The organism is Enterobacter dykesii (genome assembly GCF_008364625.2).
GTDB lineage: Bacteria > Pseudomonadota > Gammaproteobacteria > Enterobacterales > Enterobacteriaceae > Enterobacter > Enterobacter dykesii.
The window spans coordinates 2178425-2198669 of sequence record NZ_CP126604.1 but is presented as its reverse complement, the minus strand read 5'-3'; the positions used below and the strand labels follow the sequence as shown (position 1 = coordinate 2198669).

At 56.1% G+C, this 20245-nt stretch carries 20 protein-coding genes; 11 read left to right on the top strand and 9 right to left on the bottom strand.

All coding sequences use genetic code 11. The annotated features are described in order from the left end of the window. The first annotated feature begins 35 nt into the window (after positions 1 to 35). Positions 36 to 932 (top strand): DMT family transporter, encoded by an 897-nt coding sequence (locus F0320_RS10570; protein ID WP_126328505.1) that lies wholly within the window; start codon positions 36 to 38, stop codon positions 930 to 932. 34 nt (positions 933 to 966) lie between these two features. Here the strand turns inward: F0320_RS10570 and F0320_RS10565 are convergent, their stop codons facing one another. Together F0320_RS10565 and F0320_RS10560 are read right to left on the bottom strand one after the other, a co-directional pair. Then, positions 967 to 1641 carry a DUF3313 domain-containing protein gene (locus tag F0320_RS10565; protein WP_149323773.1) on the bottom strand — a complete coding sequence of 225 codons (675 nt, stop codon included), beginning with the start codon at positions 1639 to 1641 and terminating at the stop codon, positions 967 to 969. Between the two features lie 135 nt (positions 1642 to 1776). Then, positions 1777 to 3372, bottom strand: coding sequence for an ABC transporter substrate-binding protein (locus tag F0320_RS10560; protein WP_126328798.1), 1596 nt, complete (start codon positions 3370 to 3372; stop codon positions 1777 to 1779). A gap of 111 nt (positions 3373 to 3483) precedes the next feature. Between F0320_RS10560 and pepT the strand changes: the two genes are divergently transcribed. Further along, a complete protein-coding gene (gene pepT, locus F0320_RS10555; RefSeq protein ID WP_126328503.1) occupies positions 3484 to 4713 on the top strand; it encodes a peptidase T in 1230 nt (409 codons plus the stop codon). On the opposite strand, the gene tehB is transcribed toward pepT, so the two are convergent. After that, positions 4710 to 5306, bottom strand: a complete 597-nt coding sequence (gene tehB / locus F0320_RS10550; protein ID WP_262485854.1) for a tellurite resistance methyltransferase TehB — start codon at positions 5304 to 5306, stop codon at positions 4710 to 4712. The two genes, pepT and tehB, sit on opposite strands and share 4 nt — an antisense overlap. 132 nt (positions 5307 to 5438) lie before the next feature. On the opposite strand from tehB, the gene ydcK reads away from it, so the two are divergent. Further along, a complete protein-coding gene (gene ydcK / locus F0320_RS10545; protein WP_126328502.1) occupies positions 5439 to 6419 on the top strand; it encodes a YdcK family protein in 981 nt (326 codons plus the stop codon). On the opposite strand, the gene rimL is transcribed toward ydcK, so the two are convergent. From rimL to F0320_RS10525, 4 genes are all read right to left on the bottom strand, one after another. Then, positions 6414 to 6962, bottom strand: coding sequence for a 50S ribosomal protein L7/L12-serine acetyltransferase (gene rimL / locus F0320_RS10540; protein ID WP_126328501.1), 549 nt, complete (start codon positions 6960 to 6962; stop codon positions 6414 to 6416). The genes ydcK and rimL overlap by 6 nt on opposite strands. A gap of 45 nt (positions 6963 to 7007) precedes the next feature. Beyond that, entirely contained in the window at positions 7008 to 8663 is a 1656-nt protein-coding gene (locus F0320_RS10535; RefSeq protein ID WP_149323772.1) for a glucan biosynthesis protein D, read from the bottom strand. 356 nt (positions 8664 to 9019) lie between these two features. After that, positions 9020 to 9793 carry a transporter substrate-binding domain-containing protein gene (locus F0320_RS10530; RefSeq protein ID WP_025756391.1) on the bottom strand — a complete coding sequence of 258 codons (774 nt, stop codon included), beginning with the start codon at positions 9791 to 9793 and terminating at the stop codon, positions 9020 to 9022. 10 nt (positions 9794 to 9803) lie between these two features. Beyond that, positions 9804 to 10973: a pyridoxal phosphate-dependent aminotransferase gene (locus F0320_RS10525; protein ID WP_126328499.1), complete on the bottom strand. Its 1170-nt coding sequence runs from the start codon at positions 10971 to 10973 to the stop codon at positions 9804 to 9806. Between the two features lie 115 nt (positions 10974 to 11088). Here F0320_RS10525 and F0320_RS10520 point away from each other — a divergent pair, with 115 nt between their 5' ends. Then, the gene (locus tag F0320_RS10520; protein WP_126328498.1) at positions 11089 to 11931 is read left to right on the top strand and encodes a LysR family transcriptional regulator; all 843 of its coding nucleotides are present in this window, start codon (positions 11089 to 11091) and stop codon (positions 11929 to 11931) included. Here F0320_RS10520 and F0320_RS10515 read toward each other — a convergent pair. Continuing rightward, entirely contained in the window at positions 11918 to 13423 is a 1506-nt protein-coding gene (locus F0320_RS10515) for a carboxylesterase/lipase family protein (RefSeq protein ID WP_126328497.1), read from the bottom strand. The genes F0320_RS10520 and F0320_RS10515 overlap by 14 nt on opposite strands. 43 nt (positions 13424 to 13466) lie before the next feature. Beyond that, positions 13467 to 14810: a 2-oxoadipate dioxygenase/decarboxylase HglS gene (gene hglS / locus F0320_RS10510; protein WP_047651258.1), complete on the bottom strand. Its 1344-nt coding sequence runs from the start codon at positions 14808 to 14810 to the stop codon at positions 13467 to 13469. A gap of 528 nt (positions 14811 to 15338) precedes the next feature. Between hglS and F0320_RS10505 the strand changes: the two genes are divergently transcribed. From F0320_RS10505 to cydB, 7 genes are all read left to right on the top strand, one after another. Next, positions 15339 to 15524, top strand: a complete 186-nt coding sequence (locus tag F0320_RS10505) for a general stress protein (RefSeq protein ID WP_004150795.1) — start codon at positions 15339 to 15341, stop codon at positions 15522 to 15524. A 94-nt stretch (positions 15525 to 15618) separates the two neighbouring features. Beyond that, positions 15619 to 16113 (top strand): ferritin-like domain-containing protein, encoded by a 495-nt coding sequence (locus F0320_RS10500; RefSeq protein ID WP_008502272.1) that lies wholly within the window; start codon positions 15619 to 15621, stop codon positions 16111 to 16113. Between the two features lie 21 nt (positions 16114 to 16134). Next, a complete protein-coding gene (locus F0320_RS10495; protein ID WP_008502273.1) occupies positions 16135 to 16338 on the top strand; it encodes a hypothetical protein in 204 nt (67 codons plus the stop codon). A gap of 25 nt (positions 16339 to 16363) precedes the next feature. Next, positions 16364 to 16870: a ferritin-like domain-containing protein gene (locus F0320_RS10490; protein ID WP_014883791.1), complete on the top strand. Its 507-nt coding sequence runs from the start codon at positions 16364 to 16366 to the stop codon at positions 16868 to 16870. A gap of 15 nt (positions 16871 to 16885) precedes the next feature. Further along, the gene (locus F0320_RS10485; protein ID WP_008502274.1) at positions 16886 to 17758 is read left to right on the top strand and encodes a manganese catalase family protein; all 873 of its coding nucleotides are present in this window, start codon (positions 16886 to 16888) and stop codon (positions 17756 to 17758) included. A 68-nt stretch (positions 17759 to 17826) separates the two neighbouring features. After that, positions 17827 to 19230, top strand: a complete 1404-nt coding sequence (locus F0320_RS10480) for a cytochrome ubiquinol oxidase subunit I (RefSeq protein ID WP_126328496.1) — start codon at positions 17827 to 17829, stop codon at positions 19228 to 19230. Continuing rightward, a complete protein-coding gene (gene cydB / locus F0320_RS10475) occupies positions 19230 to 20240 on the top strand; it encodes a cytochrome d ubiquinol oxidase subunit II (protein WP_045888403.1) in 1011 nt (336 codons plus the stop codon). Before F0320_RS10480 ends, cydB begins: the two co-directional genes overlap by 1 nt. Positions 20241 to 20245 lie beyond the last annotated feature (5 nt).

Genomic DNA, 20245 nt, shown 5'->3' with positions numbered 1-20245 from the left:
TACTGCGGGCTTCCGTGGTTTGAGAAGAGAAAAATATGAACGCATTATTATACGGACTGGTGGTGGTCATCTGGGGAACCACCTGGATTGCGATTTTCCTGCAGCAGGGCCCCGTGGCGGCGCCCGTCTCTATATTCTGGCGTTTCGCCGTCGCCAGCCTCACGATGATGGTGGTGTTACTCGCCCTGCGCCGCCTGCGCACGCTGGCGCTGCGGGATCACCTCTTTTGTATGCTCCAGGGATGCTGCGTTTTCTGCTTTAACTTCTGGTGTTTTTATACGGCAGCGGCACATATCAATACCGGGCTGGAGTCGGTGATCTTCTCCATGGCCGTGCTCTATAACGCTATTAACAGCTTTATCTTCTTCGGGCAGCGCCCGCCCGCGCGTTTCTGGACGGCGGCGGCACTGGGCCTGTCTGGGATCGTCACCCTCTTCTGGGACGATCTGCTGGCCAGCGGCTGGAGCGCGTCGCTCCTGACCGGGATTGGTCTTTCCGCGCTCGGCACCTACGGCTTCTCGCTGGGCAATATGATCAGCATGCGTCACCAGCGCAGAGGCTTGGAAACCATGACCACCAACGCCTGGGCGATGCTCTACGGCACGCTGGTAATGGGTTGCATTGCCCTGCTCAGAGGCGACAGCTTCGCGCCAGAGTGGACCATCAGCTACATTGGCGCGCTGCTCTATCTGGCCGTGTTTGGTTCGGTGATTGCCTTTGGCGCCTACTTCACGCTGGTGGGACGTATCGGTCCCGGCAAAGCGGCCTACAGTACGCTGCTCTTCCCGCTGGTGGCGCTGTCCATCTCCACGGTGTACGAAGGCTACGTCTGGCATATCAACGGTATCGTGGGATTAGTGCTGATTCTGGGGGGAAATATGGTGATGTTTACCAAACCAGAAACCTGGTTCAGACGCTTACGAATGGCGTAAATAAAAAGGCCTGCATTACGCAGGCCGTTTTATTTTATTTGGCGGTCTTTTTCACATCAAACATGGTGGCGTCCGTCGCCATGTCATCAACTACCTGTTTCAGCGTCGCAAAGCCCATCGGCGTATTTTCGTTTGCCAGCTCTTTACCTTCGCCTTTACGAACCACCTTCATTACGGACTTATTGGTTGCCGCATCAATCAGCTCACCTTCAAAGTAAAGATGGGTATCCATGGTGCGATGTCCGGTTGCCATTTGCGTACCTGCTACCACCAGCGCGACCGGCACCACTTCATAGAACTGCAGACCTTCTTTCTGCGAACTCACCCCGGTAATTGCACCGCGGAAAATCAGGCTGTGTTTACCCGGCGTGGTCACCACTGGCTTACGGGTACCAATAGCGGTTTTCATTTTGTTATTGGTGTAATTCAACAGCTCATCAAGCGTTTTCTGACCAATTTGAGTGGTCGGTTTAGGCGCAGGATAATAAGTAATCGGCGTCCAGAGAATACTGTCGTAATTAGCTTCGTTATAAGAAGGATCAACCCAACGCAGCGTTGGTTTTCCCGTCGCAGACGTCGTCTGCTGCAAGCCGGAATAGTCTTTTAAAAAGCCAGAATATTGTTCGGGAGCCGCGACTTTTGAAGAACAGCCCGCCAACGCCAACAGACCAGTAAGCACTGCAACTTTAAAAAAAGTTTGAGTACGCATGATAGTTTTCCGTGTTATCTGCAAGTATGCATTTGAAGTTATAGCAAAAGACCGATGGGTTTGTTGTGACAAAAAATGATGCGGAGAGCACAAATTGCGAAAAGACTGCCCGGAGGCGTGCCGGGCAGTGAAAAATTACTGATTTATATCCAGTTGCCAGAACAGATGTTTGCCAAACGGGTCAATTTCATAGCCCGTCACCTCCTTGCGCACCGGCTCGAAAATGGTTGAATGCGCAATCATCACCGCCGGCATCTGGTCATGCATCATTTGCTGAGCCTCTTTATACAGCGCCGCGCGTTTATCGCGATCGGTCGTTGATTTTGCTTCCGCGATAATATTATCGAAGGGCTTATAGCACCATTTCGCCGAATTTGAGCCACCGTTTGCCGAGGTGCAGGTAAATAGCGGACCAAAGAAGTTGTCGGGATCGCCCGTTGCGGTCGTCCAGCCCATCAGCGCGGCCTGATGTTCCCCGCCCTTCACGCGCTTAAGGTATTCGCCCCACTCGTAGGTGACGATTTTGGCCTGTACGCCGATTTTCGCCCAGTCGGCCTGAATCATCTCCGCCATGCGTTTAGCATTCGGATTATAGGGACGCTGGACCGGCATCGCCCATAAATCGATGCTCACGCCGCTGGCAAAACCGGCCTCTTTCAGCAGCGCTTTCGCCTTTTCAGGATCGTAACCGTAATCCTTGAGCTCACTGTCTGCGCTCCAGACCCCCGGCGGCAGCAGGTTTTTTGCAGCGGTACCGGTGCCGTGGAACACCGCATCAATAATGGCCGGTTTATTGATGGCCATCGCCAGCGCCTGACGGACTTTTACGTTATCCAGCGGCGGTTTTTGGGTATTGAACGCCAGAAAACCGGTATTCAGACCGGCTTTGCTCATCAGGTTGATGTCTTTGTTCGCCTTCATGCGCGGCAGGTCCGCCGGGTTCGGGAACGGCATCACCTGACACTCGTTCTTCTCAATTTTGGCAAAACGCACGGAGGCATCCGGCGTGATGCTAAACACCAGCCGATCCAGCTTCGATTTCCCCTGCCAGTAGTCGGCAAACGCCGTGAACAGGATCCGCGAATCCTTCTGATACTGGGCCAGCTTAAACGGGCCGGTGCCTATGGGCTCCATATCCACCTTCTCCGGCGTACCCGCTTTGAGCATCGCGTCGGCATATTCCGCGGACAGGATCGAGGCAAAATACCATGCCAGATCGGCGACAAACGGCGCTTCCGGGTGCGCCAGGGTAAAGCGCACGGTGTGGTCATCAACTTTATCAATGCCGGTTATCAGGCTGCCAAATTCCAGACTTTCGAAGTTGGAGTAGCTGCCGTTAGAGACGTTGTGATACGGATGATTCACGTCTTTCTGACGCATAAACGAGAAAATCACGTCGTCGGCGTTAAAGTCGCGGGTCGGCGTGAAGGATTTATTACTCTGGAATTTAACGCCCTTACGCAGATGGAAGGTGTAAACCTTGCCGTCGTCGCTCACCTCCCAGCGCTCCGCCAGGCTCGGCACCAGCTCCGTGGTGCCGGGTTTGAAATCGACCAACCGGTTATAGACCGGCACGGCGCTGGCGTCCACGCTGGTTCCCGAGGTGTATAGCTGAGGATTAAAGTTTTCCGGCGATCCTTCGGAGCAATACACCAGCGTTTTCGCGGCAACGGTGGAACTGACCGTGAGTGCAGCAAGCGCCAGCGTTAAAGTTGTGAGTTTGCTTTTCATCATTTATTCCTGTCTTTTTAATTCGACGGCTAATTAATTCTTTTGCCATTTCATAAATAACATTAAAGTGATGTGGCAAACACCTGAAAAATAAATAAGGAATAAATCACTATGGGCTCGCCGCTTTCCAGACAATTAACGCACCGTTTTTTCCGCTATCTCGCGATCACCAGCCAGAGCGATCCTAAAGTCAAAACCCTGCCCTCAACGCCGGGCCAGCACGACATGGCGCGGGAACTGGCGCAGGAGCTGGCGCAGCTGGGTTTAGACGACATTGTTATTGATGAATTCGCCACGGTAACGGCGGTAAAAAAAGGCAACGTGCCCGGTGCGCCGCGCATCGGCTTTATTACCCATATTGATACCGTGGACGTGGGATTATCACCGGATATTCATCCACAAATATTAACCTTTACCGGCGAAGATCTCTGTCTGAATAAAGAGAAAGACATCTGGCTGCGGGTTAACGAGCATCCTGAAATTCTGGCGTATCCGAATGAGGAGATTATTTTCAGCGACGGAACCAGCGTATTGGGCGCGGATAATAAATCGGCGGTCACGGTGGTCATGACGGTGCTGGAAAACCTGACCGCGGAACATCAGCACGGAGATATCGTCGTGGCGTTTGTGCCTGACGAAGAGATCGGCCTGAACGGTGCAAAAGCGCTGGACCTTAAGCGCTTTGACGTCGACTTCGCCTGGACTATCGACTGCTGCGAGCTGGGGGAAATTGTCTACGAGAACTTTAATGCGGCAGCCGCTGAAATCCGCTTTACCGGCGTAACGGCGCACCCGATGTCCGCCAAAGGCGTGCTGGTGAATCCCCTGCTGATGGCGACTGATTACATCAGCCATTTTGACCGTCTGCAAACGCCAGAGTGCACCGAGGGGCGTGAAGGCTACATCTGGTTTAACGGCATTCAGGCCGGACAGAACGAGGCCATTCTTAAGGCCAATATCCGCGACTTTGACAAGAACAGCTTTGCCGCCCGCAAGCAGCAGATTGCCGACGTTGCCGCGCGGATTGCCGCCCAACATCCAACGGCCAGGGTGGACTATCGCATTGAAGATACCTACAGCAATATCAGCAATGCGATTGGTGAGGACCGGCGCACCATCGATCTGATGTTTGAGGCGATGGAATCGCTCGGCATCACGCCGAAGCCGACGCCCATGCGCGGCGGTACCGACGGCGCGGCGCTCTCGGCAAAAGGGTTACTCACGCCGAACTTCTTCACCGGCGCGCATAATTTCCACTCGAAGTTTGAATTCCTGCCGCTGTCGTCGTTCGAGGCGTCTTACAACACGGCCCTGCAGATCTGCCTGCTGGCCGCCCGCTAAGCGGGCTTGCGCGCCAGCATCGTGGCAAAGCGCAGCTTGATGCGGTTGCCGTTTTCATCGGTGCGGTGCAGTTCGCCAACGTCTTCGTTGTATTTGAGCAACTCCCAGCCTTCGTAGTAGTTGCTCAGCTCGCCGCTCCTGAACGCAAACGGGAAGCCGACGGTGCACGGGTAATCCGCCGTGTCCATCGCGGCAACAATCAGGTTGTAGCCGCCGGGTTTGGTGCAGCGCTGCATGTTGGCGATAAGTCCCGGGATGGTTTTTGACTCCAGGAACATCAGCACCACGGTGGAGAGAATGAAATCGTACTCGCCGTCAAAACTCAGGTTGTTGAGATCTTTGATCGACGTGTGGAGGTTATCGATCCCTTCTTCCACCTTGATGCGCTCGATATTCTCGATGCTCATCGGGTTCTTATCCCACGCGGTCACCTCGTAACCGTTGGACGCCAGATAAAGGCTGTTGCGGCCATTGCCGCAGCCCAGATCCAGCGTTTTACCCGGTTTAATCTTTGCCGCACTGAAAAGCACCTCTGAATGGGTGCGGGTTAAGCCATATTTCTCTGTGAAGTAATTCTCGTCGACGGTCATTATTTTTTCCTGAGCCTGCATAATCTGAAAGTGCATTCTGAATGCCATTTTAAGGCGTTTACCGTCTGGTTGCCAACCGTTCGAAAACCGAAAAATTTGCTACGTTTAGTTAAGACGCTTATCAGAGACCTAAAGATGAATAAATATCGCCTTAGCGACGAAACCCGCCTCTGGCAGTGGAAAAACGGCGACACTACCCACTCCGTCACGCTGCGACAGATTATCGCAACGGCGGATTTTAACGACGTGACGGTCGGCACGAAAGGCGGCTGGGTTGACGATGAGCGCGCCCTCGCGCAGGACGGCGACTGTTGGATCTACGACGAAAACAGCGTGGTGTTCGCCGGTGCAACCGTGTCCGGCAACGCGCGGCTTACACTGCCGTGCATCGTTAGCCACGACGCGCATATCAGCGGCAGCTGCTGGCTGGACGCGGCAGAGGTCAGCCACGGAGCGCGCATAAGTGACAACGTCACCATTCAGCACTCCTGCGTGCGGGGCGAATGCCATCTCTACGGCGATGCCCGCATTCTGCACAACAGCGTTATCATTGCCGCCAAAGGGCTGACGCCGGACCATGACCAGATCCTGCAAATCTACGATAAGGCGACGGTGAGCCAGTCGCGCATTGTGCATCAGGCGCAAATCTACGGCGAGGCGATGGTGAATTTTGCCTTTGTTGAGCACCGCGCCGAAATATTCGACAACGCAATCCTCGAAGGTAACGACTTAAATAACGTCTGGGTGTGCGACTGCGCAAAGGTCTATGGCAACGCCCGCGTGATTGCCGGTTATGACGACGATGCTATTCCGACGGTGCGCTACAGCTCTCAGATTGCGGAGAATGCCGTGGTGGAGGGAAACTGCGTCATCAAGCACCACGTCCTGATTGGCGGTCAGGCATGGCTACGCGGCGGGCCGATCATGCTGGACGATAAAGTGGTGATTCAGGGACGCGCGCGGATCAGCGGGGACGTGCTGATCGAACATCGGGTTGAAATCACCGACGATGCGGTCATTGAAGCGTTTGCCGGGGAGAGCATTCACCTGCGCGGCGAAAAGGTGATTAACGGCGACCAGCGCATCACCCGCACCCCGCTGCTGGGCGCGTTATAGGGTATAGATCCTGCCGTAAATATTCACATCATCAAAGCGGCCATTCAGGTATTCCGCTTCCCGAAGGCACCCTTCCAGCGTAAAACCGTTACGCACGGCAACGCTGTTGCTGTGCTGATTCGCCACCCGACACTTGATCACAAAACGGCGGATCTCCCCGCGCTCAGCGTAGTAGCGCATAAACGCCTGCAGTGACCGGGAGAGAATGCCCTGCCCCTGGTTGGATTCATCCAGCCAGTAGCCGATGTACCCGGCTTTGTTAGCAGGCTCAATCGTGTTGAACGACAGCACGCCAACCAGTTCATCACTCTTGAAGATCAAAAACATTTTGGCGTAGCCGCGCTGATGCAGCATCTGATTGCTCTGCACGTTGCGGCGGGTATCCTCCTCGCTGCCGACGTGCTGCGCCCAGTCAAAGGCGGTTTGCAAAAAGGTTTTATTTTTGACGACCAGATTATGCAGATCGGCGGCGTAGCGCTCTTCGACGGCGCGAAGCTCGAGAGCGTCAGATATCGGGATTATTTCAGATTTTGCTGCGGTCATTGCCCCTCACTCTAACCCTCTCCCGAAGGGAGAGGGAATCGATCGTTAACGCATTATCCGGTCGTCAACGTAGTTACGTTTATCCGGCGCCGGTGGGAAATACTGGTACAGCCAGGTTTCACTGATGGCGTCGCCCTGACAGCGCAGGAACAGGCGCATATCCACCGGCTCCGTTGAATCCGACGTCGGATACCAGTCAAACAGGATGCGATAGCCGTCAAACGGCTCAACGTAGAGGATCTCAACCTGCTTCGCTTCACCGCTGGAGAGCGTAATCACCGGCTCGATGCCTTTTGGCGCAGCGGCCTTCAGGTCGCCGCCGACGAAGTCGATGGCAAAGCGACGTGCCCACACTTTCGGGTAATTTTCGCCCGGTGCCCAGCCTTCCGGGAAGCCGCCCATGCCGGTACGGGTGGCGAAGACGTTGGCCAGCGGAGAACGCACCGGCGGCATGGCGCTCCAGTAGAGGCGATATTTGAAGTCCAGCTCGTCGCCCGCTTTCACCGCTTTTTCCGGCTGCCAGAAGCAGACCACGTTATCCAGCGTTTCGCCGGTGGTCGGGATCTCCATCAGGCCAACCGCGCCTTTCCCCCAGTTGTTACGCGGTTCCACCCACAGGCTCGGGCGTTTGTTATACCAGCCCATCACGTCCTGATAGTGCGAGAAATCGCGGTCGAGCTGCAGCAGGCCGAACCCTTTCGGGTTTTTGTCCATATAGGCGTTGAACTGCAGCTTCTGCGGGTTGTTCAGCGGACGACAGATCCACTCCCCGTTGCCGCGCCACATTGCCAGGCGGTCGGAGTCATGAATTTGCGGGTGAATGGTGTCACACATGCGGCGTTCGTTATTACCGCAGCTGAACATGCTGGTCATCGGCGCGATGCCGAGCTGCTTGATGTCCTTTCGCGCGTAGAGATGGTTTTCCACCTCCATAATCACCTGGCTCTTCTCGCAGTGGATCACGAATTTATAGGCACCCGTGATGCTCGGGCTGTCCAGCAGGGTATAGACGGTAAAAGTCGTGTCGCCGGGCTTGACGGTTTCAAACCAGAATGACGTGAAATCGGGAAACTCTTCCGGCGTATCGGTAAAGGTATCTACCGCCAGACCGCGGGCAGACAGGCCGTACTGGTAGGTGTCATCCACCGCGCGGAAATAGCTCGCGCCCAGGAAAGAGACGATATCGCGACGCGCCAGTTCAGGGGCCTTAAAGGCGCGGAATCCCGCAAACCCGAGATCGCTTTGCCCTTCCAGCTGTTTGGTATCCACACCCGTTTCACCGTAGCTGAACAGCTCCGGACGGAAGTGGATCTCGCGCGCCATAGAGGTCGACTGGTCCAGCGAGAACATCCGCACGCGGCGGCGGAACCCCATCCCCATATGGAAGAACTGCACGTCCAGCTGACGCCCTTCAATGTTGTTCCACAGTGACTGTTTTTCATCGTAGCGGATGGCGTTATACGCCTGCGGCGTCATGGTTGCCAGCGTGTCCGGCAGCGGACGCGGCGCGCCACCCCACGGGGTTTTCGCCAGGTCATGCGCCATGGATTGCAGTACGGAGAAGTCGAAACGACGGCTCTGGCCGTCAGCAATGTCAGAGTCGGCAGCGTATGCCGCTTTGGAAAACAGGGAAGCAAGGCCAGATGTGCCGCTCAGGGCTGCCACTGCCAGCGAGCCTTTTAGAAAACGTCTGCGATTCATGCCTGGAAAAACGTCCTTATGGTCGTGTGAATGTGTTTCGCGCTCGGCGAAATGACGGCAAGAAAGAACGCACAGCCTAAACAAAAATGGTTAAGAATCCAATTGTTGGCCGGTGATTATATGAACAAAGTGAGAAATATTTTCTGTCGACCAGAACGGCCCGAAAGTGGTGTAAAAAACAGTAAATACACAAAATCATTCATGCTGGATCAAGGCGGCAAGTCTGAGAATCTCCAGGAGCTTACTTAAGTAAGTGACTGGGGTGAACAGACGTAGCCAACGCAGAGGCAGCTTGAAGGATGAAGTGTATTAAAAATGCCCCGTCAGGACATCAGCTGACGGGGCTAATGAGGCGGTTATTTTACGCTGACATCGATACCCGGGAAGTACTTATCAGCGAGTTTAGCGATCGTGCCGTCGGCACGTACTTTATCAATCGCGGCATCAAGCTGCTTTTTGGTGGCCTCGTCACCTTTACGCAACCCAAAACCGATCCCACTGCCGAGGATAGTGTCGTCAGACACCGGTTTGCCGATGAAGCCAAACCCTTTCCCCTGCGGCTTGCTGAGGAAACCTGCCTGCCCGGCCGCGGACATGACCAGCGAGGCGTCGATACGGCCATTCAGCAGATCGCCCCAGGCCATATTCTGATCTTTATAAGACACCACGGTGACACCCTGCTTTTCCCAGTGCTCTTTGGCATAGGTTTCCTGAATGGATCCCTGCAGTACGCCGATGGTTTTGCCCTTCAGCCCTTCTGGCGTTGCCTCAACCGCCGTGCCGGCCTTGCCGACCAGCTGCGACGGAATACGGTAGATCGGCTGGGTAAAATCAATGCTCTTGCGGCGCTGCTCGGTGATGTTCATCGCCGAGTTGATGGCATCAAATTTCTTCGCCACCAGCCCCGGGATCAGCGCATCAAAGGAGGTTTCAACCCAGCTGCACTTCAGCGCTGCCGCTTTGCAGATGGCATTCCCCAGCTCAACGTCAAACCCTTCCAGTTCGCCCGCCGCATTGCGGCTCTCAAACGGCGGGTATTCCGCTTCCAGACCGTAACGCAGCTCGGTGGCCGCGAAGGAAGAAAAAGTACACAGCAATCCCATGCCGACAACTAACGCGCGTAATTTCATCTCATACTCCTCAGCGTGGTTTAACCCGACACAGGGCCTGGGCACCTGCCCGTAACGTCGCCTCATCTTTCGCAAAAGAGAGACGAATCAATTTATTATCCGTACCGTCCGTATAAAACGCCGACAGCGGAATGGTGGCAACGCCGTACTCAACGATCAGCCGTTTCACCAGCTCGCTGTCGCGCTCGTCGCTGAACTGGCTGTAGTCCGCCAGCATGAAGAAAGATCCGGCGCTCGGCAGCAGCGTAAACGGTGAATCGGCCAGCAGGCTGTGCAGCAGATCGCGCTTGCGCTGGTAAAACGCAGAGAGCGATAGCCAGGTTTGCGGGTCGACCATATGCTCAGCAAACGCGTGCTGCATTGGCGTATCGGCAGAAAACATTAAAAATTGATGCACTTTACAAATCTCGTCCATCAGTACCGCAGGTGCAACACAGTAACCCACGCGCCATCCGGTGACGTGATAGGTTTTTCCGAAAGAGGAAATAATCACGCTGCGCTCCGCCAGCTGCGGGTGCGTGGCCATCCCGTGGTGCGGCTCGCCGTCAAAAACGACGTGTTCGTACACTTCGTCAGACAAAATAATGATGTCGGTATTGCGCGTCAGCGCCGCCAGCTGCTGCAGGTCACTGGCGGAGAAGACCTGACCGCTCGGGTTGTGCGGCGTATTGATGATGATCATGCGCGTGCGCGGGGTGATCGCGGCGCGAACCTCATCCCAGTTGACGGTAAAATCCGGCACGGTGAGCTTGATGGCAATCGGGGTTGCCCCCTGCAGACGGACAATCGGCGCGTAGCTGTCAAAGGACGGCTCAAAGTAGATCACCTCATCGCCCGGATGTACCAGCCCGCTAATCGCCGAATAGAGCCCTTCGCTGGCGCTGGCGGTCACCAGCACCTCGCTGGCAGGGTCATACTGCGTGCCGTAGAGCGTAGCAATTTTATCGGCAATACGTTCCCTGAGCGGCTGCAGGCCGGTCATCGACGCGTACTGGTTGTGCCCCGCCTCCATTGCGCGGGTGACGCCCGCAATCAGCTTCGGGTCGCAGGAAAAATTCGGTGCGCCCTGAGAAAGGTTAATCGCGTTATGCTGCGCCGAGAGCTGGCCGATAACGGTAAAAATGGTGGTTCCCACATCCGGCAGTTTGGAGCGCGTTTGCACAGGCGTTCGTAAAGTCATCCTCTTTCCCTTCTCATGGACATTGCATAACTATTCAAACAACATCTGTGCTGTCGGGACAATCGAATTGTTGTCATAATAGCCATGAGAAAAATGCATAGCTGAGGTGTTTTCTATGTCACGCCGTTCGCTCCCCCTTAATGCCATCGACGCATTTTTAGTCACCGCGCGTCACCTCAATCTTACCCATGCCGCGGCGGAACTGTGTCTGACGCAGGGGGCCGTGAGCCGTAAGATTGCCTCTCTTGAGGCGTGGTTTGGCTTTCCGCTTTTTGAACGCCACGCGCGCGGGCTGCGCCTCTCACCGCAGGGTAGCGCCCTGCTTCCGGAGCTGCAGTCCGCTTTCGAGCAGCTGCTGTCCGTGGCCGACCAGGCCCGCAGCCAGCACACGGTGATCCGGCTGAAGGCGCCCACCTGCGCCATGCGCTGGCTGGTGCCGCGCCTGCTGGAGGTGGAGCGCGAGCATCCGGATCTGCAAATTGCGCTGACCACCACCACCGATCACAACGTCAATTTCAAAACCGAATCTTACGACGCGGCCATTGTATTCGGCACGCACATGAGCGCAGGCGATCTGCTGTTCGAAGAGGCGCTCACCCCGGTGATAAGCCCAGTGCGTGCGGGGGCAGCGCTGAGCTCGCTGACGTTTCTGCATCCCACAAGGGATAAGACGGACTGGTCGCTGTGGCTGGCGAAACAGGAAGGTCCAGGCTTTGCCATGCACAAAAATCAACACTTCGACACGATGGATCTCGCCATTACGGCCGCCATTCAGGGGCTCGGCGTCGCAATCGCCGACGAAACGCTGGTGGCAGAAGATGTTCACGCTGGAAGGCTGGTACGGCCCTATGAGGCAAGCATAAAAACCGGCGCAAGCTACCGGCTGGTGCTGCGCGAAACGCCAGGCGAGGAAAATGGTCTCGCGGCGTTTCGCGCCTGTTTGCTTAATCGAGGCTGACGTGGTGCTTCATCACCCGCTTGAAGAGGCTCATGCGGGCGCGCATAAAGCGGTTTTCAAGCCTGAAAACTGCATGTTTATTCACGCCAATGCGTAACAGAACGTCCCGCCCTTTACGGCACGCGGGCCAGTGCGTCGGCCCGGGCAGGATGTCGCGACGACCCGCGTCACGCGCAAAACTCACCCAGTAATCGGCCACCTGGGCAGCAAACTGCAGATCCCGCTCATTGACATACTGGCGTGAAGGCTCCACCTGGCCGAGCGTATCAAAGACGTAAGGCACTTCATTGCCGTGCCACGCGCCGTTAATATAGGTGGCATGTTCCGCTTCCGCGACATAGTCAAACCAGTAACGCCAGCACAGTCCACCGACGCGCTGCTGGGCCTGCATCACCACATAGCCCATCGTGGTGAACGCCATGTCGCGGCACACCTGTCTGCCCAGCTCTTCATCGCCCTTCACACCCGGATAGAGCAGCTTAATCAGCCCCAGCCCGAAGCGGCGCTCCCGGCGAAGCTTCTGAATTTGTCCGGCGAGATCGATGCCAAACACCGCCATCACGCTGGCTTCATCGCTGTTAGAGCCAATCATCACCGGCACCGGATGCTGACGGGCGGCGAAAAAGACGTCCAACATGGCTTCCGGCAGAACACAGTCTCCAGCGATAGGCGCCGGGGCGACGTTCAGCGGCGCGGTGAGCGGCCAAAACGCCTCGGGCGGAATGGCGCGCAGCTGCCCGGCGGTCGCATTTTCCAGCCCGAAATGGGCGGCCAGCGCTTCCCCTTTTTGCAGCGCCTGCTCGCGCGGCGTGTCCGGCAGAGTGTATCCGCTTTGCACAATCGCCTTGTGGAATAATCCTGCTGCCAGCGGCGAGGCCAGCAGAGAAAGCACGCTGCGCGCGCCAGCGGATTCGCCAAACAGGGTCACATTAGCGGGATCCCCGCCAAACCCGGCGATATTCTCCCGCACCCATTCGAGCGCGGCGATCTGATCCAGCAGGGCAAAATTATGCACCACGCGCCCTTCCTCGCCTTCCAGCGCGGGATGGGCGAAAAAGCCGAGATGGCCGAGACGGTAGTTAATCGTGACCACAACCACGCCGCGCGTGGCCAGCGCTTTGCCGTTATACGGCGGCAGGCCCCCGGCACCAATCGTAAACCCGCCTCCGTGCAGCCAGACCATAACCGGGAGCGGCTCGGCCCGCTCTGCGGGAGACCAGACGTTAAGGTAGAGGCAGTCTTCGGAAAACTGGCCCGGATCGCCCCCGCCCAGCTCCTGGCAATACTCGCTGCTTTGCCAGCTTGAGGCGGAGAAGGCCTTGGCCTCACGCAGGCCATCCCAGGGTTCAGGCGGCCGGGGCGAGCGCCAGCGCCACTCCCCCACGGGCGGTGCGGCGTAGGGAATACCGCACCAGACGTGGACATTTTCATCGGTTAAACCAGACAGTGCGCCCTGGCGCGTTTCAACCACAGGGGCGGAAGGATTTTGCATAACGACCTTAATTTTTCCATCACACCCCAGCAGAGTAACGATTTCAGAGCAAACCGCAACGCTGTTTGCTGCGCGTTTCAGCCTCCTGGTAGAGCGTAAACTCGTCATACACCGGGCAGCCCAGCGCGTCTTCAAACGCATCGCGGCTGGCGTTACCGTGGCTGCGGGCCTGGGTTTCGTTCCCGAGATTGGACTGGAAAATCCCCGCAGCGCTGACCGGGAGAAAATCTTCGTAGGTGATCGGCTGGGCAACCACCCATCCGCGCTCGATCAGCGGCTGAGGATCGTCGCCCGGACGAAACGCATGCCGATGCGCTTCCCCGGCTGGCGTCAGGCGGTAGCGGAAATAAGCCAGCTCCTGACGGCGCATGAGCATTTCGCTGTCCGGGAAGGCGCTAAAGATCTCCCGCAGATGCAGCTGATGCGTCAGGTTATCTTTGCCGGTACCGGCCTGGGCGAGGAGGCTATCGTACAGTTCCCGGCCTTTTTGCGTCAGCGCCACGCCGCGCTGCTCAATCTCACCGAAGCGCGCGGTGTGGGTTCCTTTATGTTCCCCGGCAAACAGCACCGGCTCTTCCAGCGCCTTGAAGCTGGTTTGACGCAGTAATACGGGCACCTCGCGACGCGGCGGGCCTTCAATCAGTATTTTTGGCTCAATACCGTACTTCGGCATCAGCTCCTGCACCCGGTCAATATCCAGCGTGCGCGGCGTGAGGTGGTTAATATGGCAGCCCGGGAAGCAGACCACGTCGGCAATCAGGCGATGCTCGTTGCTCAGAGCCAGATAGGTCTCCCGATCGACCGTCGCATGGCGGTGCCAGCGGAAGGTTTCCACCGCTTCCTGCACAAACTCGTGGGCCTGTGCATCAGTAAAGTGCCCTTCCGACTCGTGGAGGTCGAGCAGTTCCAGACAGCGGGGGGTGAAGATGTTCCGGTGAGAGAGAATCTCCGCGGCACGTTCGCGCAGCGCGACGTTTTCAATCAGCTCAAGACGCAGCAGCGAGGTAAAGATACGAAACGGATTCCGGCACAGCGCTGCGTCTTCTATCGGACGAAACGCCGTTGAGTGGACGGGCACCCCCGCCTGAGAGAGATCGTAATAGCTGACCGGGTACATGCCCATAATGGCAAACATACGGCGCAGGGTTGAAAGTTCCTGTGCCGTGCCGACGCGGATCGCCCCGTGACGCTCCACGTTCAGGCGCGCAAGCTCATCGGCGTTAGCCAGTTGTTCATGTAATAGTGGATTATTTTCCAGAACCGCCAGGTTTACGTCCGCAACCAGTTCGAGCAAGGTGCCGTACTGCGGAACTTCCTGCTGGTACATCGCCGACATAGCCTGCGAAAAGTGTTCCCGAATGTCATCAGCCGTGATGGTGTTCGCCATGATGTCATGCCTCCAGTGAATATTACCTGGAGTGTAGAGAAACCCGTTCCTTCCGGGGGGAAAGATTTCTGATTTGTGATCTTAAGACGACAGTGGTCAAACCGTGCGCTACGGGTCCCTGAACAGCGCCGAACGGAACCGCCCTTTATGCTCAACGCTTTTATCCAGGATTTTCCTTATAATTATTTAGGGTTCCGCTTTCTAGCTATAAAGGAGTATTTTTTGGTTCTCTCCTGAATGCAAATTAACCAATTCGAGTACGCCATTATTTTTATCCTCACCTTTCAAATTTTTAGCCTGAAGTTAGGATTAATCTGAATAGTTGTTTACAAGTCCTTCCTGTCTATCCATATTTCCATTTTAAGCGAAGCGCAAATTTACAAATATTTAAAAATAACGCAACCGCAAATAGCAAAACGCATTTGACGGATGCCGAACACCGACTAGAGTTATTACTCGAACGACGAGTGATACGGAATATTTTTCGTATCGTACTGACATAACCAATATATGACTAAGAGGTTTAATATGGCAGAGCATCGTGGTGGTTCCGGTAATTTCGCTGAAGACCGTGAAAAAGCATCAGAAGCTGGACGTAAAGGTGGCCAGCATAGCGGTGGGAACTTTAAAAACGATCCGCAACGCGCATCTGAAGCGGGTAAGAAAGGGGGACAGAACAGTCACGGCGGAGGCCGTAAATCTGATAACTCCTGATCTTATTTAATACTCTTTTAATAATACCAGAGAGCATGCTGCGGGCTGAAAAGCTCGCAGTACCCTTTCTTTATTTTACCGGAGCGTAATTATTATGAATATGAAAAGCGTCGAGGATGTCTTTATTCATCTTCTGTCGGATACCTACAGCGCAGAAAAGCAGCTTACCCGAGCGTTAAGCAAGCTTGCCCGCGCCGCGTCCAGCGAGAAGCTGAGCGCCGCTTTTACCGCGCACCTGGAAGAGACGCAGGGTCAGATCGAACGTATCGACCAAATCGTCGAGCAGGAAGACGGTATCAAGCTTAAGCGCATGAAATGCGTGGCGATGGAAGGCTTAATTGAAGAAGCCAACGAAGTCATCGAAAGCACGGAAAAAAATGAAGTACGTGATGCCGCACTTATTGCCGCCGCGCAAAAAGTCGAACATTACGAAATTGCCAGCTACGGTACCCTTGCCACATTAGCAGAACAACTGGGCTATAAAAAAGCCGTTAAGCTTCTTGCCGAAACGCTGGAAGAAGAAAAAGAGACCGACCTTAAACTCACCGATCTGGCCGTAGGAAATATTAACCAAAAAGCGCAGAAATGACGCAATAAAAGGTTAAATAAAATGAGCATCAGTCCCAGGACTATTAAACGGTGCCATTTAGCGGCAGCCATAATATGGTTCATTCTCGCTATCCCCTCTGTAATATGGTGGAAGAATAGCGTGCTATGGGTCATTATCATCAGTATTTACGCCAATATTGTCGGCCATTTATCTGGCTACAGTGCCGCGCGTGCCGATCAGGCTGCTGAAAGTGAGACCAAATAAGCGAACCCCTAATGAGGATACAATGATGAATCACGTAGAACACTACCATGACTGGCTACGCGATGCCCATGCGATGGAAAAGCAAGCCGAATCTATGCTGGAATCCATGGCCAGCCGTATCGATAATTATCCTGATGTTCGCGCCAGAATTGAGCAGCATATTAATGAGACAAAACGGCAAATTACATTGCTGGAAGAAATCCTCGACCGTAATGATATTTCTCGTTCGGTTTTAAAAGATTCGATGAGCAAAATGGCGGCGCTCGGGCAGTCCATCGGCGGCATGTTCCCGTCTGATGAGATCGTGAAGGGCTCGATCAGCGGTTATGTTTTCGAACAGTTTGAAATAGCCTGTTATACCTCCCTGCTGGCGGCGGCCAAAAAAGCGGGCGACACCGCCTCGATACCTGCGATTGAGACGATTCTGGCTGAGGAACGCGAAATGGCCGACTGGCTGATTCGTCATATTCCGCAGACCACGGAACAGTTCCTGCTGCGTTCTGACGCATCGGGCGTCGAAGCGAAAAAATAACCCGGGAGAATCGCCATGTTCCGACACGTCAAACAGCTGCAATACACGGTTCGCGTTGCCGAACCGAACCCAGGCCTCGCCAATCTTTTACTGGAACAGTTCGGTGGGCCACAGGGCGAACTTGCTGCCGCCTGCCGCTACTTTACGCAAGGATTAAGCGATGACGATCCGGGCCGTAAAGATATGCTGATGGATATCGCGACCGAGGAGCTAAGCCACCTCGAAATCATCGGTACTCTGGTCGGCATGCTGAATAAAGGCGCCAAAGGCGCGCTGGCGGAAGGGGTGGAAAACGAGGCTGAGCTGTATCGGTCCATGACCGAAAACGGCAATGACAGCCACATCACCTCCCTGCTCTACGGTGGCGGCACCCCGCTCACTAACTCGGCGGGCGTGCCCTGGACGGCAGCCTACGTCGATACCATCGGCGAGCCTACGGCGGACCTGCGCTCAAACGTGGCAGCTGAGGCACGAGCGAAAATCATCTATGAACGGCTGATCAACGTGACCGACGATCCCGGCGTAAAAGATGCGCTGGCGTTTCTGATGACGCGCGAGGCGGCGCATCAGCTCTCCTTTGAGAAGGCGCTGCAGTCGATCCGTAATAATTTCCCACCGGGAAAACTGCCGCCAATCGAGGAATTCACCAACAAGTACTACAATATGTCTGAAGGTGGAGAGGTTCGCGGAAGCTGGAACAGCGATAAACATTTCGATTACGTTGAGTCCCCCCAGCCTGCGGTTGACGGCGGCGATGGCAGCGCAAGCGTCACGCTCACGACCGAACAGGCAACCCTGGTCAAGGCGATGTCTGCCCGCACGAAGTCCGATCCACATTCTGACCCGCTGACCGGTGCCGAGCTGGGTGCCGGTAAGACTAAACCGTAATCGGTTTTGCCGGGCAGCCATAAACTGCCCGGCAATTCTCGTGCCCCATCGTTTCAGAGGTACGGACCATGTTCGAACTCGACGCGTTCCATCTGGCCAGAATTCAGTTCGCTTTTACCGTCTCGTTTCATATCCTTTTTCCTGCGATCACCATCGGCCTCGCCAGCTATCTGGTGGTGCTGGAGGGCATGTGGCTGCGCACCAAAAACGACGTCTGGCGATCGTTGTACCATTTCTGGCTCAAGATATTTGCCGTTAACTTCGGGATGGGCGTCGTTTCCGGCCTGGTCATGGCGTACCAGTTTGGCACCAACTGGAGCGGATTCTCACAGTTCGCGGGCAGTATTACCGGCCCCCTTCTGACCTATGAAGTGTTAACCGCCTTCTTCCTCGAGGCCGGTTTCCTTGGCGTCATGATGTTCGGCTGGAATAAGGTCGGCCCGGGCCTGCACTTCTTTTCAACCTGCATGGTGGCGCTCGGCACGCTGATGTCGACCTTCTGGATCCTCGCCTCCAACAGCTGGATGCATACGCCGCAGGGCTTCACTATTGAGAACGGACAGGTTATCCCGCAGGACTGGCTGGCGATCGTCTTTAATCCCTCCTTCCCTTACCGCCTTATTCACATGGCTATCGCCGCGTTTCTGAGCAGCGCGCTGTTTGTCGGCGCGTCGGGCGCATGGCACCTGCTGCGCGGTAACGATACCCCCGCCGTCCGCACCATGTTTTCCATGGCGATGTGGATGGCGCTGCTGGTCGCCCCTATCCAGGCGGTCGTGGGCGATATGCACGGCCTGAACACGCTTGAGCATCAGCCGGCCAAAATTGCCGCCATTGAGGGGCACTGGGAAAATCCGCCGGGCGAGGCCACTCCGCTGCTGCTGTTTGGCCTGCCGGATATGGACGAAGAGCGCACCAAATACGGTCTGGAGATCCCCGCGCTCGGCAGCCTTATCCTGACCCACAGTCTGGATAAGCAGGTCCCGGCGCTGAAGGATTTTCCGAAAGAAGATCGGCCAAACTCGACCATCGTTTTCTGGTCGTTCCGCGTCATGGTCGGGATGGGGCTGCTGATGATTACCCTCGGGCTGATTAGCGTCTGGCTGCGCTATCGTCATCGACTTTACTACTCGCGTCCGTTCCATTGGTTTGCCCTCTGCATGGGGCCTGCCGGGCTGCTGGCGCTGCTCGCCGGCTGGGTGACCACCGAGGTGGGCCGTCAGCCGTGGGTGGTCTACGGCTATCTGCGCACCATCGACGCGGTATCGCTGCACAGCACCCTGCAGATGAGCATCAGCCTGCTGGCGTTCTTCGTTGTCTACTCATCCGTGTTTGGCGTGGGCTATGTTTATCTTATCCGGCTGATTAAGAAAGGTCCGCAGCCCGTCGATACGCTGACGTCAAACACCTCGGGCACGCCCGCTCGTCCGCTGTCTGCCGCGGAGTCTGTTCCGGAAGAGGAGAGAATCTGATGGGCGTCGATATCTCAGTGATTTGGTTTGCCATCATCGTGTTTGCCACGCTGATGTACATCATTATGGACGGCTTCGATCTGGGGATTGGCCTGCTGTTTAACTTCGTGGGCGACGCGAAAGAGCGCGACGTGATGGTCAACAGCGTGGCGCCGGTCTGGGACGGCAACGAGACCTGGCTGGTGCTCGGTGGCGCGGGCCTGTTCGGCGCGTTTCCGCTGGCCTATGCGGTGATTATTGATGCGCTGACGATACCCCTCACCGCGATGCTGATCGGCCTCATCTTTCGCGGCGTCGCCTTTGAGTTCCGCTTCAAAGCCACGCCCTCGCACCGCAAGTTCTGGGACTACTCCTTTGCCGGCGGCTCCCTGCTTGCCACCTTTAGCCAGGGCGTGGTGGTAGGGGCCGTGATCAACGGCTTTGACGTCGAAGGCCGACGTTTTGTCGGCTCTGCGCTAGACTGGCTCACCCCCTTCAACCTCTTCTGCGGCATCGGTCTGGTCGTCGCCTACACGCTGCTGGGCACCACCTGGCTCATCATGAAAAGCGAAGGCGCGCTGCAGGCCCGCATGCGCGAGCTGACCCGCCACGTGCTGCTGGCACTGATGGTCGTCATCGCTGTGGTGAGCATCTGGACGCCGCTCGGCTGGCAGTACGTGGCCGAGCGCTGGTTTACCCTGCCCAACTTCTTCTGGTTCCTGCCGGTTCCGCTGCTGGTCGGGCTGTTCAGCGTGCTGATCTGGCGCCTGACCCGCAACCCGGCCAGCCACGCGCGCCCCTTCCTGCTGACGCTGGGGCTGATCTTCCTCGGGTTTAGCGGCCTGGGTATCAGCCTCTGGCCAAACATTATTCCGCCGCGCATCACCCTGTGGGAAGCCGCGGCCCCACCCGCCAGCCAGCTGTTTATGCTGGTAGGCACGTTGCTGATTATTCCGGTGATCCTGGTGTACACCGCCTGGAGCTACTACGTCTTCCGCGGCAAAGTGTCGGATACTGAAGGCTATCACTGAGGAAC

What these genes read in the sequence shown, in the direction of transcription:
- F0320_RS10570 (WP_126328505.1), top strand. Translation starts at nt 36, where the DNA reads ATGAACGCATTATTATACGGACTGGTGGTGGTCATCTGGGGAACCACC.
- F0320_RS10565 (WP_149323773.1), bottom strand. Translation starts at nt 1,641, where the DNA reads ATGCGTACTCAAACTTTTTTTAAAGTTGCAGTGCTTACTGGTCTGTTG.
- F0320_RS10560 (WP_126328798.1), bottom strand. Translation starts at nt 3,372, where the DNA reads ATGAAAAGCAAACTCACAACTTTAACGCTGGCGCTTGCTGCACTCACG.
- pepT (WP_126328503.1), top strand. Translation starts at nt 3,484, where the DNA reads ATGGGCTCGCCGCTTTCCAGACAATTAACGCACCGTTTTTTCCGCTAT.
- ydcK (WP_126328502.1), top strand. Translation starts at nt 5,439, where the DNA reads ATGAATAAATATCGCCTTAGCGACGAAACCCGCCTCTGGCAGTGGAAA.
- rimL (WP_126328501.1), bottom strand. Translation starts at nt 6,962, where the DNA reads ATGACCGCAGCAAAATCTGAAATAATCCCGATATCTGACGCTCTCGAG.
- F0320_RS10535 (WP_149323772.1), bottom strand. Translation starts at nt 8,663, where the DNA reads ATGAATCGCAGACGTTTTCTAAAAGGCTCGCTGGCAGTGGCAGCCCTG.
- F0320_RS10530 (WP_025756391.1), bottom strand. Translation starts at nt 9,793, where the DNA reads ATGAAATTACGCGCGTTAGTTGTCGGCATGGGATTGCTGTGTACTTTT.
- F0320_RS10525 (WP_126328499.1), bottom strand. Translation starts at nt 10,973, where the DNA reads ATGACTTTACGAACGCCTGTGCAAACGCGCTCCAAACTGCCGGATGTG.
- F0320_RS10520 (WP_126328498.1), top strand. Translation starts at nt 11,089, where the DNA reads ATGTCACGCCGTTCGCTCCCCCTTAATGCCATCGACGCATTTTTAGTC.
- F0320_RS10515 (WP_126328497.1), bottom strand. Translation starts at nt 13,423, where the DNA reads ATGCAAAATCCTTCCGCCCCTGTGGTTGAAACGCGCCAGGGCGCACTG.
- hglS (WP_047651258.1), bottom strand. Translation starts at nt 14,810, where the DNA reads ATGGCGAACACCATCACGGCTGATGACATTCGGGAACACTTTTCGCAG.
- F0320_RS10505 (WP_004150795.1), top strand. Translation starts at nt 15,339, where the DNA reads ATGGCAGAGCATCGTGGTGGTTCCGGTAATTTCGCTGAAGACCGTGAA.
- F0320_RS10500 (WP_008502272.1), top strand. Translation starts at nt 15,619, where the DNA reads ATGAATATGAAAAGCGTCGAGGATGTCTTTATTCATCTTCTGTCGGAT.
- F0320_RS10495 (WP_008502273.1), top strand. Translation starts at nt 16,135, where the DNA reads ATGAGCATCAGTCCCAGGACTATTAAACGGTGCCATTTAGCGGCAGCC.
- F0320_RS10490 (WP_014883791.1), top strand. Translation starts at nt 16,364, where the DNA reads ATGAATCACGTAGAACACTACCATGACTGGCTACGCGATGCCCATGCG.
- F0320_RS10485 (WP_008502274.1), top strand. Translation starts at nt 16,886, where the DNA reads ATGTTCCGACACGTCAAACAGCTGCAATACACGGTTCGCGTTGCCGAA.
- F0320_RS10480 (WP_126328496.1), top strand. Translation starts at nt 17,827, where the DNA reads ATGTTCGAACTCGACGCGTTCCATCTGGCCAGAATTCAGTTCGCTTTT.
- cydB (WP_045888403.1), top strand. Translation starts at nt 19,230, where the DNA reads ATGGGCGTCGATATCTCAGTGATTTGGTTTGCCATCATCGTGTTTGCC.